Raw genomic sequence first — 19013 nt, 5'->3', positions numbered from 1 at the left:
GTATTCGGCTCGTCGGATTCGGATTGATACTATACCGGCTGGACGGTATAGTCGAGCGGGCGGCGCCCGACCGGCGCCGTTCTCCACGCTTTGAAAGAGGTCACCGTGTCCACCGCCACCGAACCCACCGCCGTCGCCGCTCCCCGTGCCGGTCGGCGAGCCTGGTTCGCGCTCGCCGTCCTCATGCTCCCCGTCCTGCTGGTGTCGGTCGACAACACGGTCCTCAACTTCGCGCTGCCCGCGATCTCGAGCGCGCTCACCCCGACCGGGACGCAGCTGCTCTGGATCGTCGACATCTACCCGCTGGTCCTCGCCGGCCTGCTCGTGTCGATGGGCAGCCTCGGCGACCGCATCGGTCGTCGTCGTCTCCTGCTCATCGGCTCCATCGGATTCGGTGTCGTCTCCGTCGCCGCGGCGTTCGCGCCCAGCGCCGAGCTCCTGATCGCGGCTCGGGCGGCGCTCGGGTTCTTCGGTGCGATGCTCATGCCGTCGACGCTCTCGCTGCTGCGGAACATCTTCCTCGACCGCGACCAGCGACGGTTCGCCATCGCCGTCTGGGCCAGCGGGTTCGCCGCCGGCAGCGCGCTCGGGCCGATCGTCGGTGGGATCATCCTCGAGCACTTCGCCTGGGGCGCGGTGTTCCTGCTCGCCGTCCCGGTGCTCCTGCCGCTCGTCGTCCTCGCGCCCTTCCTCATCCCGGAGTCGAAGGACCCGAACCCTGGACGCATCGACGTGCCGAGCATCCTGCTCATCCTCCTGACGATGACGCCACTCGTGTTCAGCATCAAGCACCTGGCGGAAGCCGGCTTCGACCTGCTCACGGTCGTCTCGATGGTCGTCGGCGTGGTCAGTGGTGTCCTGTTCATCCGCCGTCAGCTCCGCCTCGAGCATCCGCTGCTCGATCTGAGCCTGTTCCGGAGGGCCTCGTTCAGCGGCGCCGTGGTCATCAACCTGCTGAGCGTGACGGCGCTCGTCGGTGGGCTGTTCTTCGTGTCGCAGCACCTGCAGCTGGTGCTGGGCCTGCAGCCGCTCGACGCCGGGCTCGTCCTACTCCCCGGCCTCATCGTGATGATCATCGCCGGCCTCGTGATCGTGCCCATCTCCAAGCGGGTCCGTCCGGGCATCGTGGTCCCGATCGCACTCGTCGTGTCCGCCGTCGGCTACGCCTCCATCGCGATCACCGGGGGAGACGTGTCGGCCCTCGGGATCGGCCTCGCGTTCGTCGCGCTCGGGCTCGGCATCGGCTCCGCCGAGACGGTGTCGAACGAGCTCGTGATCGCGAGTGCGCCGCCGGAGAAGGCCGGTGCGGCGTCCGGTGTCTCCGAGACCGCCTACGAGCTGGGCGCGGTGCTCGGCACGGCGACGCTCGGTACGGTGCTCACCGCGTCCTACCGTTCCACGGTCGTCCTGCCGGACGGACTGACCGCTGCTCAGCAGCAGGCGGCGGGGGAGACCCTGGGTGGTGCGGCGAACGTCGCCGAGCAGCTGCCCGGCGACCTCGCGGGTGCACTCATGGACTCCGCGCGGCACGCCTTCGACAGCGGTGTCGGTGTCGCAGCGTGGATCGGCGTCGGCCTCATCGTGGCCGCCATGCTCGTCGCGGCGATCGGTCTTCGCCGGGTCCGGTAGGGCTCCGTCGATCGTGCCACCCGGAGACGGGTGGCACGATCCGCCCGAGGTCGGAGGCGTTAAGCTGGGCGCACACCGTCGTCGCATCCTCAGGAGTCGCATGTCCCGCACCGTCAAGCTCGCAGTCATCCCCGGCGACGGGATCGGTCCCGAGGTCGTCGGCGAGGCGCTCAAGGTCCTCGATGCGGCGGTGCAGGGTGGCGACGTCCGGTTCGAGCAGACGCCCTTCTCGCTCGGCGCCGCGCGGTTCCTCGAGACCGGTGACGTGCTGACCGACGCGGACCTCGCCGCGATCGCCTCGCACGACGCCATCCTCCTCGGAGCGGTCGGCGGCGTGCCCGGCGACCCCCGGCTCGCGAACGCGAACATCGAGCGTGGACTGCTCCTCAAGCTCCGGTTCAGCCTCGACCACTACGTCAACCTGCGCCCGACCGTGGTGTACCCGGGTGTCCCGAGCCCGCTGAGCGAGCCCGGCGACGTGGACTTCGTCGTGGTCCGTGAGGGCACTGAGGGGCCGTACGTCGGCAACGGCGGAGCGATCCGCCAGGGCACGCCGCACGAGATCGCGAACGAGGTCTCGGTCAACACCGCCTACGGGGTGGAACGGGTGGTGCGCTACGCGTTCGCCGCTGCGGCCGCACGTCGGGGGAAGCTGACCCTCGTCCACAAGACCAACGTCCTCGTCTTCGCCGGGTCGCTCTGGAAACGCGTCGTCGACGCGGTGTCCGTGGAGTTCCCCGACGTCGCGGTCGACTACCTGCACGTCGACGCGGCCACCATCTTCCTCGTCACGGATCCTGCTAGATTTGACGTCATCGTCACGGACAACCTCTTCGGCGACATCCTCACCGATCTGGCCGGCGCGATCAGCGGCGGCATCGGACTCGCGGCCTCGGGAAACATCAACCCGGACGGCACGTACCCGAGCATGTTCGAGCCCGTCCACGGATCGGCGCCCGACATCGCCGGGAAGCAGCTGGCCGACCCGACCGCCGCCATCCTCTCCGTCTCCCTGATGCTGTCGCATCTCGGCCTCGAGACGGAGGCGGCGCGAGTCGCCACTGCCGTCACCGCCGACATCGCCGCCCGCACCGGCGCAGCACGCACGACGACCGAGGTCGGCGATGCGATCGCGGCCCTCGCGGCGAACCGGTAGACGCCCACCAGACACGCAGATCACGACGGAAGACACCATCATGACGATCAACCTCCCCATGGCGCAGCGCGAACTCGCCTTCACCGTGACCCCCAACGAGCAGCCCGTCCCCGCCGCAGAGCGCGACGCGATCCTCGCCGACCCGGGCTTCGGGCAGCACTTCACCGACCACATGGTCGACATCTGCTGGTCCGAGCGCGGTGGATGGCACCGCCCACGGGTCCAGGCCTACGGTCCGATCTCGCTCGACCCGGCTGCCGCCGTCCTCCACTACGCCCAGGAGATCTTCGAGGGCCTGAAGGCGTACCGTCACGCCGACGGCTCCATCTGGTCGTTCCGCCCCGACGCCAACGGCCGCCGCTTGCAGCGCTCGGCCAAGCGTCTCGCGCTGCCGGAGCTCCCGGTCGAGTACTTCGTCGAGTCGATCAAGCAGCTCATCGCCGTCGACGGCTCCTGGGTGCCGTCCGCACCGGAGACCAGCCTGTACCTGCGGCCCTTCATGTTCGCCAAGGAGGCCTTCCTCGGCGTCCGCCCGGCGAAGAAGGTCAACTACTACGTCATCGCCAGCCCGGCCGGCGCCTACTTCACCGGCGGCGTCACCCCCGTGTCCATCTGGCTGTCCACCGACTACAGCCGTGCGGGCAAGGGCGGCACCGGGGCGGCGAAGACCGGCGGCAACTACGCGTCCTCCCTGCTCCCGCAGGCCGAGGCGTACGAGCACGGGTGCGCCCAGGTGCTCTTCCTGGACGCACAGGAGGCGACCTACATCGAAGAGCTCGGCGGGATGAACGTCGTCCTCGTCAAGCGCGACGGCACGCTCGTCACGCCGGAATCGGACTCGATCCTCGAGGGCATCACCCGCGACAGCATCCTGCAGCTCGCGGAGGACCGCGGACACCGGGTGGAGCGCCGCCGGGTCACGATCGACGAGTGGCGCGAGGGCGTCGAGAGCGGCGACATCGTCGAGGTGTTCGCCTGCGGGACGGCTGCGGTCGTCACGCCGATCGCGCAGCTGAAAGCCAAGGACTTCACCGTGGGCGACGCCGACGCTCCGGCGGGCGAACTGACGATGTCGCTGCGTCAGGAACTGACCGACATCCAGTACGGTCGTCTGCCCGACCGTCACGGGTGGATGACGCGTCTCGACGCCGAGTAGCCTCCGAGCAGCCTGGGAAGCCCCGCACCTCGTGCGGGGCTTCCGTGTCGCCGCCGCACCTCGGGATAGGCTGGCCTGGTGAAAATCGCTCGCTTCAGTCACGATCAGGCCATCCGCTACGGCATCATCGACGATGCGGATCTCGTCGTCCTCGACGGCGATCCGCTCTACTCGGGCTTCGAACCGACGGGGGAGCGCGTCCCGCTCGCGGATGCGGTCCTGCTCGCGCCGGTCATCCCTCGCTCCAAGGTCGTCGCCGTCGGCAAGAACTACCGCGACCACGCCGCCGAGATGGGCGGGGAGGCTCCCACCGAGCCGCTGCTCTTCCTGAAGCCCAACACCTCCGTGGTCGGGCCGGGGGACGCCGTCGTCTTCCCGAAGCAGTCCGAGCGCATAGACTTCGAGGGTGAGCTCGCCATCGTGATCGGCGGCGTCGCCAAGAACGTCAGCGCGGAGCGTGCCGACGAGGTCATCTTCGGCTACACGATCGCGAACGACGTCACGGCCCGCGACCTCCAGGAGTCCGACGGCCAGTGGGCCCGCGCGAAGGGCTTCGACACGTTCTGCCCGCTCGGCCCCTACATCGAGACGGAGTTCTCCTTCGACGGCGCGACGATCGAGACCCGCGTCGACGGTGAGGTCCGCCAGCACGCCCCGCTCTCCGACATGGTGCACTCCATCGGCGCGATCGTCGAGTACGCGTCCGCCGTCTGGACGCTCCTCCCGGGCGACGTCATCCTGACCGGGACGCCGGCCGGCGTCGGAGCCTTCACCGACGGCCAGGTCGTCGAGGTCGAGGTCTCGGGCATCGGCATCCTCCGGAACACCGGCCGCCGACCCTGACCCGCGTCAGCTGCGCCGGCCGAGAGCGGTCAGCGCAGCTGCGACGTCGTCGTCGGTGTTCCAGAGGTGGAACGCGACCCTCGCCCGGCCGGCGCGACCCGATGCCGTGATCCCGGCCGACTGCAGCGCTCGGAGGTCGCGTCCATCGGGATCCGTCCACGTCACGATGGCCGAGGCCGTCCCGGTGAGGAGCGACCGGCTCTCGCCGATGCCCGCCCGGAGTGCCGCGGCGAGCCGGGTGTCGTGCTCGTACACGGCGACGGCGTCGACCGCCGCGAAGAGGGCGATGGCGGGCTCGGCGCCGACCCAGGCCTGCCAGGCGGGGGAGACGTCGAACCGTCGTGCGCTCTCGGCGAGATGCAACGACGGGCCGTAACAGGACGACCAGACGTCGTCACCCGAGTACCAACCGGCCTGGCTCGGGCGGAGGCGGTCCATCACCTCGTCGCGCACCGTCATGAACGCCACGCCTCGTGGCGCGCAGAGCCACTTGTAGGCGTGGCACACGGTGATGTCGTCGGCCGAGGCGTCGACGGGGAGCCACCCGGCCGCCTGGGTGAGGTCGTTGAGCGTCAGCGCGCCGTAGACGGCCGCCGCCTCCCGGATCGCGACCACGTCGGCGACCGCGCCGGTCGCGGACTGCACTGCGGAGTAGGCGACGAGCCAGGTCGAGGCGTCGATATGGGGGGCGAGTTCGGTGAGCGGCGCGTGGTGGACACGGACACCGCGGTGCGCCTGCATGAGGAACGGGGCGACGAGCGAGCTGAAGTCGCCCTCGACGCACAGGACCTCGGCGCCGTCCGGCACGGACGCCGCGACCATGGCGACCATGGCGGAGGTCTGGGATCCGATCGCGACCGAGCGGACCGGTACGTGGACCAGCTCGGCGAAGGAGCCGCGCACCCGCTCGACGACGGCGCCGTAGGCGGCTGCATCGGTTCGAGCCGCCTGCCAGGCGGAGAGGTCGGCCATGATGGCGTCCGTCGTGCCGATGGTCGGCAGTCCCAGCGTGCAGGCGGCCAGGTAGCCGGGTGCGGATGGGAAGGATCCGCTGGCTTCCTGGCAGCTGAGGGTGCTCATGCATCCAGTCTCTTCGCCGGGTATCCATACGACAAGGACCGACTCTCGATGAGAACCATAACGAGGAATTATGCTTCGAGGGTGTCCACCCTCTCACCGCAGCCCTCGTCATCGGCCCTCGACGCCGGTTCCCTCCTCGTCGTCGGCGCCATTGCCTCGACCGGGTCGATCACGGCCGCCGCGCACGCGCTCGGCTCGAGTCAACCGGCGGTGAGCCAGCATCTCCGCCGGCTCGAGCGTCGGCTCGGCATGCCGGTCGTCGAGCGCGTCGGTCGGGGCGTCCGCCTCACCGAGGCCGGTGCGATCCTCGCCGGACACGCGGTTGCGGTGGACCGAGCGGTGCGCGCGGCGTCCGAGGAGGTCGCGGCACTCGCGGGGCTGCGGAGTGGGCGGGTGCGCCTCGTCGCCTTCCCTTCGGCGTCGTCGATGCTCGTGCCGCAGCTCCTCGCTCGCCTGGCCGACGAGCATCCGGGGATCGGGGTCTCCTTCGTCGAGGCCGAACCGCCGGAGGCCGTCGCCGCGGTCCGTGCCGGTGAAGCCGACGTCGCGATCACCTTCAGCTACCCGGGCGATCCGGACGACCCGCATCGGGAGAGCGCGGCCGGACTCCGCGTGCGCCGGTTCGGCACCGACCCGATGCGCCTCGTGCTCCCGGTCGGCCACGCTCGAGCCGGTGATCGGCAGGTCGACCTCGCGGCCCTCGCCGGTGAGCGTTGGATCGCGGGTTGTCCGCGTTGCCGAGGTCATCTCCTCGGTCTCTGCAGGTCGAGCGGCTTCGAGCCCGTCATCGCGCACGAGACCGACAATGCGATCGCGGTCACCGCCCTGGTGGCGGCCGGGCTCGGCGTCGCCCTGCTACCCACCCTCGCGCTCGCGGCCGCACAGCTGCCGACCGAGGTGGTCGTGCTGCCGACACGCAACGACGACGACCGGGCGCTCCACCTCGTCAGCGCCGAGCACGCGGACCGTATCCCCGCCGTCGCTGCACTCCTGCGGATCGCCGCGTCCGTGGGCGGCGCGACTAAGATGACAGGCGATGTCTGACACGATTACGCACCCCTTCTCCACGGCTTCCGGCACCGACGTCCGCGTCCGGTTCTGCCCGTCGCCGACCGGCACGCCCCACGTCGGTCTCGTCCGCACGGCGCTGTTCAACTGGGCGTACGCCCGGCACACGGGGGGCAAGCTCGTCTTCCGGATCGAGGACACCGATGCCGCTCGCGACAGCGAGGAGAGCTACGAGCAGCTCGTCGACGCGCTCACGTGGCTGCGGCTCGACTGGGACGAGGGCGTCGGCGTCGGCGGACCCCACGCGCCGTACCGGCAGTCCGAGCGGAGCGACATCTACGCCGACGTGATCGCACGGCTGACGGCTGCCGGGCACCTCTACGAGAGCTTCTCGAACGCCGACGAGATCGACGCCCGCAACGAGGCGGCCGGCCGGCCGAAGCAGTTCGGGTACGACAACTTCGACCGCGACCTCACCGACGAGCAGCGCGCCGCGTTCCGAGCCGAGGGCCGCGAGCCGGCACTCCGTCTGCGGGTCCCGGACGACGACCTCAGCTTCGACGACCTCGTGCGCGGTGAGATCACCTTCCCGGCCGGGTCGTTCACGGACTTCGTCCTCGTGCGCCCGAACGGCAAGCCGCTCTACACGCTCGTGAACCCCGTCGACGACGCCATCATGCAGATCACCCACGTCCTCCGCGGCGAGGACCTGCTGCCGTCGACGCCGCGGCAGATCGCCCTGTACCACGCGCTCATCGACATCGGCCTCACGACCTTCGTCCCACGGTTCGGTCACCTGCCGTACGTCATGGGCGAGGGCAACAAGAAGCTCTCCAAGCGCGACCCGGAGGCGAACCTCTTCCACCACCGCGACCGTGGCTTCGTGCCGGAGGGGCTCATCAACTACCTCGCACTGCTCGGATGGTCGCTGAGCGGCGACCGCGACGTCTTCTCGATCGACGAGATGATCGCCGCGTTCGACGTCGTCGACGTCAACCCGAACCCGGCGCGCTTCGACCTCAAGAAGGCGGAGTCCATCAACGGCGACCACATCCGACTGCTGGAGCCGGCCGACTTCCTCGGCCGCATCACGCCGTACCTCGTCGAGGCCGGTGTGGTGGGCGAGCCCGTCACCGAGGCGCAGCAGGCCGTGCTCGAGCAGGCCGCCCCGCTCGTCCAGGAGCGCATCGCGTTGCTCGGCGAGGTCCCCGCGCTCCTCGGCTTCCTGTTCCGCGGTGCCGCGGAGCTCGAGTACCAGGAGGACGCGCTCAAGGGGCTTCCGGCGAACGCCGGCGAGGTGCTCGCCGCGTCCATCGGCGCCCTCGAGCTCGTCCCCGAGTCGGAGTGGACGGCCGGATCGATCCAGGACGCGCTCGCCGGCGCGCTCATCGAGGGCCTCGGACTGAAGCCCCGTATCGCCTACGGCCCGCTCCGCGTCGCCGCGTCCGGGCGTCGGATCTCCCCGCCGCTGTTCGAGTCGCTCGAGATCCTCGGGAAGACGGAATCGATCACGCGACTCGATCGGCTCTCCGCGCACCTCGCGTCATGAGCGACTCGTACGACGTCGTCGTCGTCGGCGCGGGACCCGCGGGACTCTCGGCCGCGCTGAACCTGGCGCGCGCGCGTCGGCGCATCCTCGTGCTCGACGGCAATCGCCCACGGCACGCTGCGACGCTGCGCTCGCACGGCTTCCTCACCCGCGACGGCATCGCTCCGCTGGATCTCCGGCGAATGGGGCGCGAGGAGGTCGCCGCGTACACGAACGCGGAGGTCCAGTTCGCGTCCGTGCAGTCGATCGAGGCGACTGCTGACGGCTTCCACGTCGTCGCCCAGGGGGTCCGCGGCGAACCGGATCGCGACGTCGTGACCCGGACGGTCGTCGTCGCGAGCGGTCTCACGGAGACGCTGCCGAAAGTCGCGAACCTGCGGGCCTTCTACGGAACGGATCTGCACAGCTGCGTCGAGTGCGACGGGTACGAGAAGGCCGACGCGCCGCTCGCGCTCATCGGCGAAACGACGGACCTGGCGGAATGGGCGATCCTCATCGCGCAGTGGTCGTCGGACCTTATCGTCTTCACGAACGGTACCGACACCGTCACCGGCCCCGAGGAGGCTGCGCTCGCCTCCGCGGGTATCCGGGTCGAGCGCGGAGCGATCGCGGAGCTCGACGGCGGTCGCGACGGCTTCACCGGTGTCCGCCTCGCCGACGGTACGCTCATCCCGCGCTCCGGGGGCTTCGTGCGGCCGCAGTGGGCCGCGCCCCTCGGATATCTGGAACAGCTCTCACTCGATCGCGACACCGACGGGTACGTCGTGGTCGACGCCTGGGGTCGCACGTCCGTGCCGGGCGTGTACGCCGCCGGGGACATCACGCCTCCCGGCCCGCAGCAGCTCATCGTCGCGGCCGGGAACGGCGCTCGCGTGTCCAGGGCACTCAACCGGGACCTCGCGGGCATCCCTAGCTGAGTGACCCGCGACGCGCCCGGGACGCTTCGATTTGAGACGGCCGCCTCCGTAGGCTAGTGTTGTTCTTCGGTCGGGGCTTCGGTTCTGACAGTGGGGTATGGTGTAATTGGCAACACGACTGATTCTGGTTCAGTTGTTCTTGGTTCGAGTCCAGGTACCCCAGCCAGACGGCAACATCACGACGAAGGCCCGCGATCATCGCGGGCCTTCGTCGTTTCCGGCGTGCTCGGCCCGTCCATGGGCCGGTGGACGCAGAGGCACACCGACGTCCTTACCGCAGCCCCGAATCCTCCTCGACGGCAGTGCGCTCGAACGCGACGATGCGCTCGACCGCCGGGGCGATCTGCGACGCCATCCGATGGAAGACCTCCGGGCCCTGACCGAACGGGTCGACGACGTCGTCCTGGGCCGGATCCGGGAGTCGTGCGCTCGTCCGGTTGGCCGCCAGCTCGGGGGCAAGACGCATCCAGCGCGCTGCTCGCGCGCGGGGGAGTCGTCCCGAGTCGACGGTGTCGAGGAGCCGGGCGAACTCACGCAAGGAGAAGGTCCGACGCAGCGCCTCCGGGCACAGTCTGAGGACGGCGCTGCGATGCTCCCGCGTCATGGTCAGGACGACGTCCTGTCGAGTGACGAGGCCCGCGGTGAGCTGCGTCGCGGTGAAGCCGGCTGCCGTCGCGGCGAGTGGACCGAGCAACGCCGCGCTCGAGGCGTCGATCGGGTGGCCGCGCAGCGCGCCCGTCCCGGCGCTCCGCACCTCGAAGCCGGACGCGTCGACCTCCGCCAGCCCGCCGCCGAGGAGAAAATGGGCATACGGGGATCGACAGATGTTGCCGGTGCAGACGATCAGGATCCGGGTCGGAGGCGGATCGAGCGGGGTGTTCATGCCGTGGTCCGCCGTGGTCGACGCGTCGGGGCGGTCCGGTGGTAGTACGCGTAGGACGACGACTGCTCTCCTCGAGCCACCTCGATGCGGTTGAGGACGACCCCGAGGAGCTTCGCCTGGACGAAGCTGAGGTTCTCGAGTGACTGCCGGAGCTGGTCGCGGTGCAGTCGGCCGTCGGCCGACGCCACGAGCAGGACGCCGCTCGCAAGGGTCGACAGTGCTGTCGGGTCCGAGACGTTGATGAGCGGGGGCGTGTCGATGACCACCACGTCGTACGCGCGTTCCATCTCGGAGAGCGCACGCTCCATCGCTGCTGATCCGAGGAGTTCGCTCGGATTCGGCGGCAGCTCGCCGGAGGTGAGGACAGCGAGACGCCCCGCCCCGTCGACCGCTTGCGAGGCATCGCCGAGGCTGATCCTGCCGGTGAGCACGGTCGTGAGCCCGACCGCACCCTCGAGACCGAACATCTCGTGCTGGCGGGGTCGGCGCAGGTCCGCATCGACGAGGAGGACGGAGTTCCCCGCCTCTGCGAGGACGAGCGCGAGGTTCGCCGCGGTGGTGCTCTTCCCCTCGCCCGGGACCGAGGACGTGACCATCACACTGCGGAGTCCGCCGTCGATGGAGGCGAACTGGAGGTGTGTCCGAAGCTGCCGGAAGCTCTCGGCGCGCCGGCTGTAGCTCTCCGTCGATCCGAGGATGAGTTGGGCCGCGTCGGTGGGTTCCGTGTGGAAGGCGCCGAGGATGCTCGTGTCCGTGAGCTTCTCGATCGCCGCGCGACCGCGGAGTCGGGTGTCGAGGACCTCGATCAGCAGCGTGATCCCGACGCCCAGGGCGAGGCCGGCGAGGATGCCCACCGCGAGGTTCTGCAGCACGTTCGGCGCGACGGGGGACCGGGGTGGAGACGCCTCTTCCACGATCGTCAGCCCGACCGGGGTCGGATCGCCCAGCGCACCGGCGGAGTCCACCTCGTTGGCGCTCTCGACGTCGTCGACGAGGTCGACGAGCACCTGGGCTGCGGTGTTCGCGATGCGGGCTGCCGCAACCGGATCGCTGTCGACGGCGGAGATGTCGATCAGGACCGACTGGGCGGGATTGGACGCTGAGATCGTCCCGATGAGCGACGCGGGGTCGAGGTCGAGGCGATCGGCCACCGTGGACCGGACGGTCGAACCGGTGGCGAGGATCACGTACGAGGCGACGCGGCTCTGGGCGAAGGCGTTGCCCTGATTGAGGTCGCCGACGGAGTCGCCGCCGGTGACGGCGACGAACAGCTGGCCCGTCGACTGGTACACGGGTTGGGTGATGAGGGTGTACCCGTGGGCGAGCGCCGCTGCTCCCATGGTGATCGCGACGATGAGCAGCCAGCGATGGCGGAGGATGCGCAGGTAGTCCTTCAGGTCCATCCTGATATGTTAGTTGTCTGACATGTGTGTCGCGTCCGGCGGAGACGACGCAGGGCCCGGACTCACGAGTCCGGGCCCTGCATGACGGTGGTGGAGCGGTCTGCCGGTCAGGCGGCCTTCCCGAACCGGTCGGTGCCGTTCGCACGAGGTCGGCGCGGGGCGCGGTTCGTCTGACGGACCGTCGGTTCGGTCATGACCGGTCGTTCACTGCCGACCACGGTGCGGTCTGCGACCCTGGCATCCCGATCGACGCTCGCGCCGTGGGCGACCTGGACGTCGGCGCCGAGACGGGCGTCGCTTCCGACCCGCGCTCCGCGTCCGATGACACAGCGCTCCCCGATGTGGACGTTCGCGCCGATGAAGGCGCCTTCGCCGATCACTGCGGACCGGTCGATCCAGGTTCCGGCACCGATCCAGGCGTTGGCACGGATGTCCGCGTCAGCCTCCACGAAGGTAGTGCGTTCGATGAACGCCGACGGATCGATCAGTGCACGAGCTGCGACCATGCCCTTGCCGTTCGGGTGGTGACGGTACCGTTCCACCTCGCCGGTCCGGCCTTCGATCTCTTCGTACACTCTCGCCATGGGTGACCCCCTTCTGGTCTACTCAACACTGGGGACAACGCCGGGTGGCTCCCGGTCATTCCTTCCCGGGGCCTGCCTGGGAATCCCATGAGTCTCGTGCTGTGCTGTAGAGGGTGTTCGGAGGAGGAGCCCGCCGCGGTTTGGTCGTGACGGGTCATTGGAAGTCGCGCGAACGGGTGTTCGCCCCGATCCGGAGCGCTTCCAACCGATCCGCCACCAGATTGACGATGCCTTCCGGTGATCGCTCCAGCATGCCGCGGACCACCATCGCCGGGGCTTCCCTGGCCACGCGGCGATACCGGTTCCAGACGCCGACACTGCAGATCACGTTGACGAGTCCCGCTTCGTCCTCGAGGTTCATGAAGGTGATGCCGCTCGCCGTCGCCGGCCGTTGCCGATGCGTCACGACGCCCCCGACCTCCACGCGACGGTCCGTCTGCGCCGTCAGGAGTTCGTCGGACCGCAGCGCCCCTCGTCGCATGAGCTCGGCTCGGACGTGGCGGATGGGGTGGTCGTCGGTCGACATCCCGGTCGACCAGATGTCGGAGATGAGTTGTTCGGCGGCCGTCGGAACCGGGAGCAACGGCGGCTGCACGGTCGTGAATGTCCCCTCGAGCTGGTCGGGACGATGCCGACTGGCCTGCGCTGCGCCCCACATCGCCTCACGACGGGTGAGGCCGAATCCGTCGAAGGCGCCTGCCGCCGACAGCGACTCCAACTGCGAGGAGCTCAGGCCGATGCGCCTGGCCAAGTCGGCCTGGCTGGTGAACAGCCCTCCGGACTCCCGTTCGGCGACGATCCGCTTCGCGAGCTCCTCACCGATCCCCTGGACGGAGGAGAGTCCCAGCCGGACGGCGAGTGCGCCGTCGCGCCGGTGTCCTGCCGAATCGTCGGGAAGGAGCGGATCGAAGAGCCCGGTCGGCCCCTGTTCGTGTTCGAGGCAGCGCGTGCGCCCGCCGGGAGCGACCGGGGCGCCGGGGGTGGCCTCCGGGTCGAGCGCTTCGAGGCCGGCCTGTGCGCCGGAGCGATGCAGATCGGGACGCAGGACGGAGACGCCGTGTCGGCGGGCGTCGGCGACGAGGGTCATCGGCGAGTAGAACCCCATGGGCTGCGCGCGGAGCAGGGCCGCGAGGAAGGCCCCCGGGTAGTGCAGGCGCAGCCAGGCGCTCACGTAGACGAGGAGGGCGAAGCTCAGGGAGTGGCTCTCGGCGAAGCCGAAGTTGGCGAAGGCCTGGATCTTGGCGTACACGGCATCGGCGTCCGCACCGACGATGCCGTTACCGGCCATGCCGAGGTACAGCGTGTCCTTGAGGCTCTCGATCTTCTCCTCGCCGCGCTTCGATCCCATCGCCCGGCGCAGGAGGTCAGCGTCCTCGGCCGAGCACCCACCGACGGCCATCGCCATCTGCATGAGCTGCTCCTGGAACAACGGCACGCCGAGCGTGCGTTCGAGGACCGGTTCGAGGCTCGGGTGGAGGTAGGTGATGGGCTCCTGGCCGGTCTTCCGGCGCAGGTAGGGGTGCACCGCGCCGCCCTGGATGGGCCCAGGACGGATCATGGCGACCTCGATGACGAGATCGTAGAACCGGCGGGGGAGCAAGCGTGGCAGCATGCCCATCTGCGCGCGGCTCTCCACCTGGAAGACCCCGATGGTGTCGGCCCGGCAGAGCTGGTCGTAGACCCCTGCTTCGTCCTTCGGGATGGTCTCCAGGGTCCAGCGTTCCCCGGTGTGCTCGGCCACGAGGTCGAAGCAGTACTGGATGGCCGAGAGCATGCCGAGACCCAGGAGGTCGAACTTGACGAGACCCATCCAGGCGCAGTCGTCCTTGTCCCACTGGAGGACCGTGCGACCGTCCATGCGCCCGTGCTCGATCGGGCAGACCTCGCCGACCGGCCGATCGGTCAGCACCATGCCACCCGAGTGGATGCCCAGGTGCCGAGGCAGGGTGAGCATCTGCTGCGCAAGACCGACGACGCGCTCGGGGATGTCGTGGTCGGCGCTCGACATGACCCCGCCCCAACGCTCGACCTGTTTCGACCAGGCGTCCTGCTGACCGGGGCTGTACCCGAGCGCCTTGGCGGTGTCGCGGACGGCGAACTTCGGCCGATAGCTGATGATGTTCGCGACCTGAGCGGCGTTGCGGCGCCCGTAGGTCTCGTAGACGTACTGGATGGCCTCCTCGCGCCGGTCGGAGTCGAAGTCGACGTCGATGTCGGGCTCCTCCTCCCGCATGCTGGAGAGGAACCGTTCGAACGGCAGCTCGTAGAAGATCGAGTCGACGGCGGTGATCCCGAGCAGGTAGCAGACGGCCGAGTTCGCGGCGGAACCGCGTCCCTGGCAGAGGATGCCCCGGCCGCGGGCGAAACTGACGATGTCGTGCACGATCAGGAAGTACCCGGGGAAGTCCTTCTGCTCGATGACCTCGAGCTCCCGTTCGATGCGTCGGAGGTGTTCGGGAGTGGCGTCGGGGTACTTGACGGGGACGGCTTCGAGCACGAGGTGCCGAAGCCAGCTCATGGGCGTATGGCCCTCCGGGACGCGCTGTCGCGGGAGCTTCGGGCGGACCGCCCGCAGGCTGAAGGCGAGTTCGTCGGCCAGCTCGACGCTCCGTGCCACCGCTCCGGGATATCTGGCGAACCGGTCCGCCATCTCGGCTCCGCTCCGCAGGTGCGCGGTTCCGGCCGCGGGAAGCCATCCGTCGAGCTCGTCGAGGCTGCGTCGTGCTCGGACGGCCGCCAGCGCGGTCTGGAGTCGATGCTGCTCGGGCGTGGCGTAATGGACGTTGCCCGTGGCGACGACGGTGAGGTCGAGCAACGCCGCGATCTCGGCGAGTGCATCGTTCTCCGCCGAGTCCTCCGGGTGGCCGTGGTCGCTCAACTCGACGACGACGTGCTCCGGACCGAACAGGGCGACGAGTCGGTCGACCGCGGCGGCGGCGGCCTCCAGGCCGTGCTCACGGAGCGCGGTGCGGACGAACCCCTTGCGGCACCCGGTGAGCACGGTCACGTGGCCGGCGACGGAAGCGGCGAGCCGCTCGAGGTCGTAGATCGGGTGGCCCTTCTCAGCTCCGTCGGCGAGTTGTGCGTCCGTGATCGCGCCGGCCAGGCGGTGATACCCCTCTGCTCGACGGGCGAGCAGGAGTAGATGATGCCCGACGGGGTCGGGGACGCCGTTCTGCGGCCGGTCCAAGCCGATGGACAGTTCGGCACCGTAGACCGTCCGGAGGTCGGGGAACCGTTCCGCCGCCTCGGCCATCCGTACGACGCCGTAGAAACCGTCGTGGTCGGTGAGCGCGAGCGCGTGCAGGCCGAGTGCCGCAGCCTCTTCGACGAGCCGCTCCGGCGGGCTCGCGCCGTCGAGGAAGCTGAAGCTCGAGTGCGCGTGGAGTTCCGCATAGGGGACCCGCGTCGTCGTCGGGCGCTGCTCCGGTGGTTCGGGGACGTACGGTTGACGCTTCCGCGACCAGGCCGGGCTGTCCCCGCCGTCGGCTCCCAGCGGCAGGGTGGCCGGTCGGCTCGCGTCGGACAGACGGCGCTCGAACTCTGACCATGAGACCGGGGGGTTGTTCCATCCCATGCTGGGCTCCTTCGTCATGCGGTGCGGTGCGGACGTGATGTGGTTCAGTCGTAGCGGGCCTCGGCCCTCCAGTGCTGCTCCTCCAGCAGGAGGAGCCAGGCCTCACCCGAGTCGTCGAGGACTTGGAGGCGGTGGACGCGATGGTGGCCGTCGTCGTCCCACCAGCGTTCGTCGATGCTCCAGGGGCCGGCCCAGCCGTCGATGACGTGCCAGTCCGAGAGGGCGAAGAACCGTGCGGGCGCTGCACTCACGGTGCTGCGCTCGTCGACCGCCACGGCCAGTCCCGTCGCGTCGACGACCTCGACCGGCACGGCGGTGTCGAAGACGGTCGACGGAGCCGCTCCCGGGATGGTCCCGGGCCAGGGCCGGTTCCTGCGTTCGGCCACGGCCGCCTCACCACCCGGTGGAACACTGCCCCAGGGGACCAGGATGCGGCGGTCGAGGAGGAGGCGTCCGCCGGACGGCACCGCGGTCACGACGCCGTCGTGACCGAGCATGCTCTGGACGCGGGCGAGTCCGCTGTGGATGCGTTCATCCGGTCCGCTGCCCCAGAGCCCTTCCTCGTGTTCCGCGGCGTCGTCGAGGGTCTCCGGGACGACCTCGACGAGTTCGACGGGGGAGGCGAGTCCGTGATCGATGTTGGACGCGCCCTGCAACTGCCAGCGCACGCGATCGAGGACGTCGCCGGCGGTGAACCAGCGTGGGTGGAGCCAGGTGCGGGTGGAGCGCTCCCCGCGCTCGCTCCGCATGCTGATCGTGATCGCGGTGGTCACGAGGCCGGCCTCGGCCAGGCCGGTGATGAACCGTTCCGCGGACTGCCGGAACCCGAAGGTCAGCTGATCGATGCGGTCGAGCGGGGGCTCGAAGGCGATCGACACGGCCAGCTCCGTCGGCGGCACGCGAGGGACGACGCTTCGGGCGTCCGCGCCGGCCGCGAGGCGGTGCGCTCGGGCGCCGTCGGGGCCGAAGCGGTCGCGGACCTCGGTCGCGGGCAGTGCGCCGAACGCCCCCAGGGTGCTGATCCCGAGCCGGTGCAGCAGTGAGCTGAGTTCGGGGCGCCCGAGTGTGGACAGGGGGAGTGGGGCCAGGAAGGCGGGAGAGGCTCCGGAGGGGATGACGATGATCCGGGAACCGTCCTGCTGGAACGCGGTGGACCTCGCGGCCTGCTCCGCGGCGAAGGGGCCGTCGGCGATGCCGATCCGTGCATCGGGGACACCGAGCTCGTCGAGGCGGGCCAGGAGGACCTCCGCCGCAGCCGACTCGCCGCCGTAGTATCTGCTCGGTCCTCGGGATCGGATGGCGCAGAGCCCGGCCCGGAAGGGCTGGACGCCCGGCATGAGCTCCTCGATGCCGAGGAGGATCGGCTCGAAGGCGCGGGCGTCGACGACCGGGTCGTAGTCGGCGGTCGCCAGTTCCGGACAGCGGGCCTCAGCCTCGCGGACACGGAGTCCTCGCCGCACTCCTGCTCGACGTGCGGTGGCGTCGCAGGCCAGGACCTCACCATGCTCGATCAGGGCCAGCGGAGCGTCGGTCGTGTCCTCGGACAGCGTCCCGGAGAGTCGTGCCGCCACGATCGGCCAGTCGGGGCACCAGAGGACCATGGTGCGCTCGACCGGTCCCGCAGGCGGTTCGGTCGTCATCGGTTCACGACCATCGGGAGCCGGACGACCGTGTCGTCGTCGAGGAGGCCGGAGCCGGCGAGCGGCGCGGTGCGACCCTCGGTCGATCCCAGGGGCAGCGTCAGGTGTGCGGTCCTGGGCCGGCCCGCAGCCCCCTGGCCGAGCATCGAGCTGACGGTGAGCCGCCGATGCCGGAGATGTCCGTGCCCCGCCCCGAGGCCGCTCCAGGAGCTCTCGGTCACGCGCAATGTCGCATCGCTCTGCGGCCAGGAACCGAGGACGATCAGTGCGGCCTCGCGCTGCCGGAGGCGAGCCGCGAGTCTGGCGGCGTCGCTCGGGGCGATCCGTCCGGGAGGCGCTGTGATGAGCACGCCGGCGACGTCGGCCATGGCCGCGGTGACCGTGAGCCAGTCCGGACCGGGCTGGGGGACGAGGACGAGTCGTTCGAGGTCGATGCCCATGGAGGCCGCCGCCTCCACGCCGAACGACGGGAGACCGATGACGGCGCACCAGGTCCCGGCTGCGGACGGTCCGGCCATGAGCGACATGGCGAGTGCCGTGGAGCCGAGCACGGAGTAGCTGCCTCCGGACTGGAGGGCGCCACCGGGCAGGAGCCGGGAGAGCTCAGGAGCGGTCGGCAGGGATCGGGTGTCGAGGCGCGTCCCCTGCATCCGCTTGATGCGCCCCTGGAGTTCGTGCAGCTCGGTCGCGGTGTCCGCCCTGACGGGGGAGTCGACGAGTGCGCGGAGGGCCATGGCTCAATATTCGAACATATCTTCGAATAAGTCAACCGGCTCGATCCGGTCTCGACGACGACTGACGGATGACTCGACCATGGTCCTGCATCCCACCGACACGCGGTCCGCGGTGTCAGCAGCGCCCGGTACGCTGGGCCCATGTGCGGACGTTTCGTCGTGACCGAATCCACCGAGGAACTCATCGAGCTCTTCGACATCGACCACGCGGCTGCCGAGTTGCCCGGGCCCTCGTACAACGTGCGCCCGACCGAGCAGATCCCGATCATCCTCGACTCGGTGAAGACGGGGCCGGTGGTCCGCCGGCTCGAATCGGCGCGGTGGTCACTCGTGCCGTCGTTCGCCACCGAGTTGAAGAGTCAGTACCCGACCTTCAACGCTCGCGCGGAGGAGGTCACCACCAAGCCCACGTTCGCGCCATCGGTCAAGCAGAAGCGCGCGTTGGTCCCTGCCGCCGGGTACTACGAGTGGCACACCGAGGGTGCGACGAAGACCCCGTACTACGTGCAGACCGCTGGTGGTGAACCGATCGTCTTCGCGGCCCTCTACTCGTGGTGGCGCGACCGCTCGCTACCGGACGACGACCCACGGCGTTGGGTGCTGAGCGCGACCATCCTCACGCGGCCGGCGGTCGGTCCCTTGCAGGAGCTGCACCCACGGACGCCCGTGACGCTGCCTCCGGAATGCTGGGACGCCTGGCTCGATCCGCACCACGAGGCCGACCAGGACGAGGTCGACGAGATGGTGTCCGCAGCGACCGACGTCGCGGAGCAGCTCGTCTTCCACCGGGTGGCGCCGTTGCAGGGCGATGGACCTGAGCTCATCCTCCCCGTCCAGGAGTAGCCGCAGGAGAG

General features: G+C 69.9%; 15 protein-coding genes and 1 tRNA gene. 9 read left to right on the top strand and 7 right to left on the bottom strand.

What is annotated here, in order from left to right; all coding sequences use genetic code 11:
• Positions 1 to 105: 105 nt before the first annotated feature.
• The 4 genes from IFU30_RS10685 to IFU30_RS10670 all read left to right on the top strand — a co-directional run bounded on the left by IFU30_RS10685 (position 106) and on the right by IFU30_RS10670 (position 4784).
• Positions 106 to 1629, top strand: a complete 1524-nt coding sequence (locus IFU30_RS10685) for an MFS transporter (protein ID WP_240043915.1) — start codon at positions 106 to 108, stop codon at positions 1627 to 1629.
• Positions 1630 to 1729: 100 nt separating this feature from the next.
• Positions 1730 to 2785, top strand: a complete 1056-nt coding sequence (locus IFU30_RS10680; RefSeq protein ID WP_192005151.1) for a 3-isopropylmalate dehydrogenase — start codon at positions 1730 to 1732, stop codon at positions 2783 to 2785.
• A 40-nt stretch (positions 2786 to 2825) separates the two neighbouring features.
• Positions 2826 to 3941: a branched-chain amino acid aminotransferase gene (locus tag IFU30_RS10675; RefSeq protein WP_085510591.1), complete on the top strand. Its 1116-nt coding sequence runs from the start codon at positions 2826 to 2828 to the stop codon at positions 3939 to 3941.
• Positions 3942 to 4019: 78 nt separating this feature from the next.
• Positions 4020 to 4784 carry a fumarylacetoacetate hydrolase family protein gene (locus IFU30_RS10670; RefSeq protein ID WP_192005150.1) on the top strand — a complete coding sequence of 255 codons (765 nt, stop codon included), beginning with the start codon at positions 4020 to 4022 and terminating at the stop codon, positions 4782 to 4784.
• A gap of 6 nt (positions 4785 to 4790) precedes the next feature.
• On the opposite strand, the gene IFU30_RS10665 is transcribed toward IFU30_RS10670, so the two are convergent.
• On the bottom strand, positions 4791 to 5864 hold the full coding sequence (locus IFU30_RS10665; protein ID WP_192005149.1) for an aminotransferase class V-fold PLP-dependent enzyme: 1074 nt from the start codon (positions 5862 to 5864) through the stop codon (positions 4791 to 4793).
• A gap of 81 nt (positions 5865 to 5945) precedes the next feature.
• Here IFU30_RS10665 and IFU30_RS10660 point away from each other — a divergent pair, with 81 nt between their 5' ends.
• From IFU30_RS10660 to IFU30_RS10645, 4 genes are all read left to right on the top strand, one after another.
• On the top strand, positions 5946 to 6908 hold the full coding sequence (locus IFU30_RS10660) for a LysR family transcriptional regulator (RefSeq protein ID WP_236555409.1): 963 nt from the start codon (positions 5946 to 5948) through the stop codon (positions 6906 to 6908).
• On the top strand, positions 6901 to 8421 hold the full coding sequence (gltX, locus tag IFU30_RS10655) for a glutamate--tRNA ligase (protein WP_192005147.1): 1521 nt from the start codon (positions 6901 to 6903) through the stop codon (positions 8419 to 8421). Before IFU30_RS10660 ends, gltX begins: the two co-directional genes overlap by 8 nt.
• A complete protein-coding gene (locus IFU30_RS10650; RefSeq protein WP_192005146.1) occupies positions 8418 to 9338 on the top strand; it encodes an NAD(P)/FAD-dependent oxidoreductase in 921 nt (306 codons plus the stop codon). Before gltX ends, IFU30_RS10650 begins: the two co-directional genes overlap by 4 nt.
• A gap of 91 nt (positions 9339 to 9429) precedes the next feature.
• Positions 9430 to 9504 (top strand) — tRNA-Gln (locus IFU30_RS10645).
• Positions 9505 to 9609: 105 nt separating this feature from the next.
• On the opposite strand, the gene IFU30_RS10640 is transcribed toward IFU30_RS10645, so the two are convergent.
• The 6 genes from IFU30_RS10640 to IFU30_RS10615 form a co-directional block, all read right to left on the bottom strand.
• On the bottom strand, positions 9610 to 10221 hold the full coding sequence (locus IFU30_RS10640; RefSeq protein ID WP_192005145.1) for an arsenate reductase/protein-tyrosine-phosphatase family protein: 612 nt from the start codon (positions 10219 to 10221) through the stop codon (positions 9610 to 9612).
• Positions 10218 to 11624 carry a polysaccharide biosynthesis tyrosine autokinase gene (locus IFU30_RS10635; RefSeq protein WP_192005144.1) on the bottom strand — a complete coding sequence of 469 codons (1407 nt, stop codon included), beginning with the start codon at positions 11622 to 11624 and terminating at the stop codon, positions 10218 to 10220. The genes IFU30_RS10640 and IFU30_RS10635 overlap by 4 nt, the downstream gene beginning before the upstream one ends.
• Before the next feature lie 107 nt (positions 11625 to 11731).
• Positions 11732 to 12208: a DapH/DapD/GlmU-related protein gene (locus IFU30_RS10630; protein ID WP_079002213.1), complete on the bottom strand. Its 477-nt coding sequence runs from the start codon at positions 12206 to 12208 to the stop codon at positions 11732 to 11734.
• A 154-nt stretch (positions 12209 to 12362) separates the two neighbouring features.
• A complete protein-coding gene (locus IFU30_RS10625; protein WP_124769075.1) occupies positions 12363 to 15785 on the bottom strand; it encodes an error-prone DNA polymerase in 3423 nt (1140 codons plus the stop codon).
• A 44-nt stretch (positions 15786 to 15829) separates the two neighbouring features.
• A complete protein-coding gene (locus IFU30_RS10620; protein ID WP_192005143.1) occupies positions 15830 to 17425 on the bottom strand; it encodes a DNA polymerase Y family protein in 1596 nt (531 codons plus the stop codon).
• The gene (locus IFU30_RS10615; protein ID WP_192005142.1) at positions 17422 to 18159 is read right to left on the bottom strand and encodes a hypothetical protein; all 738 of its coding nucleotides are present in this window, start codon (positions 18157 to 18159) and stop codon (positions 17422 to 17424) included. The genes IFU30_RS10620 and IFU30_RS10615 overlap by 4 nt, the downstream gene beginning before the upstream one ends.
• Before the next feature lie 141 nt (positions 18160 to 18300).
• Between IFU30_RS10615 and IFU30_RS10610 the strand changes: the two genes are divergently transcribed.
• Entirely contained in the window at positions 18301 to 19002 is a 702-nt protein-coding gene (locus IFU30_RS10610; protein WP_079705628.1) for an SOS response-associated peptidase, read from the top strand.
• Positions 19003 to 19013 lie beyond the last annotated feature (11 nt).

This window comes from Plantibacter sp. CFBP 8798 (assembly GCF_014841195.1).
Classification (GTDB): domain Bacteria; phylum Actinomycetota; class Actinomycetes; order Actinomycetales; family Microbacteriaceae; genus Plantibacter; species Plantibacter auratus.
This window is presented reverse-complemented; position numbering and strand designations above follow the sequence as displayed.

What these genes read in the sequence shown, in the direction of transcription:
- IFU30_RS10680 (WP_192005151.1), top strand. Translation starts at nt 1,730, where the DNA reads ATGTCCCGCACCGTCAAGCTCGCAGTCATCCCCGGCGACGGGATCGGT.
- IFU30_RS10675 (WP_085510591.1), top strand. Translation starts at nt 2,826, where the DNA reads ATGACGATCAACCTCCCCATGGCGCAGCGCGAACTCGCCTTCACCGTG.
- IFU30_RS10665 (WP_192005149.1), bottom strand. Translation starts at nt 5,864, where the DNA reads ATGAGCACCCTCAGCTGCCAGGAAGCCAGCGGATCCTTCCCATCCGCA.
- gltX (WP_192005147.1), top strand. Translation starts at nt 6,901, where the DNA reads ATGTCTGACACGATTACGCACCCCTTCTCCACGGCTTCCGGCACCGAC.
- IFU30_RS10650 (WP_192005146.1), top strand. Translation starts at nt 8,418, where the DNA reads ATGAGCGACTCGTACGACGTCGTCGTCGTCGGCGCGGGACCCGCGGGA.
- IFU30_RS10640 (WP_192005145.1), bottom strand. Translation starts at nt 10,221, where the DNA reads ATGAACACCCCGCTCGATCCGCCTCCGACCCGGATCCTGATCGTCTGC.
- IFU30_RS10635 (WP_192005144.1), bottom strand. Translation starts at nt 11,624, where the DNA reads ATGGACCTGAAGGACTACCTGCGCATCCTCCGCCATCGCTGGCTGCTC.
- IFU30_RS10630 (WP_079002213.1), bottom strand. Translation starts at nt 12,208, where the DNA reads ATGGCGAGAGTGTACGAAGAGATCGAAGGCCGGACCGGCGAGGTGGAA.
- IFU30_RS10625 (WP_124769075.1), bottom strand. Translation starts at nt 15,785, where the DNA reads ATGGGATGGAACAACCCCCCGGTCTCATGGTCAGAGTTCGAGCGCCGT.
- IFU30_RS10620 (WP_192005143.1), bottom strand. Translation starts at nt 17,425, where the DNA reads ATGACGACCGAACCGCCTGCGGGACCGGTCGAGCGCACCATGGTCCTC.
- IFU30_RS10615 (WP_192005142.1), bottom strand. Translation starts at nt 18,159, where the DNA reads ATGGCCCTCCGCGCACTCGTCGACTCCCCCGTCAGGGCGGACACCGCG.
- IFU30_RS10610 (WP_079705628.1), top strand. Translation starts at nt 18,301, where the DNA reads ATGTGCGGACGTTTCGTCGTGACCGAATCCACCGAGGAACTCATCGAG.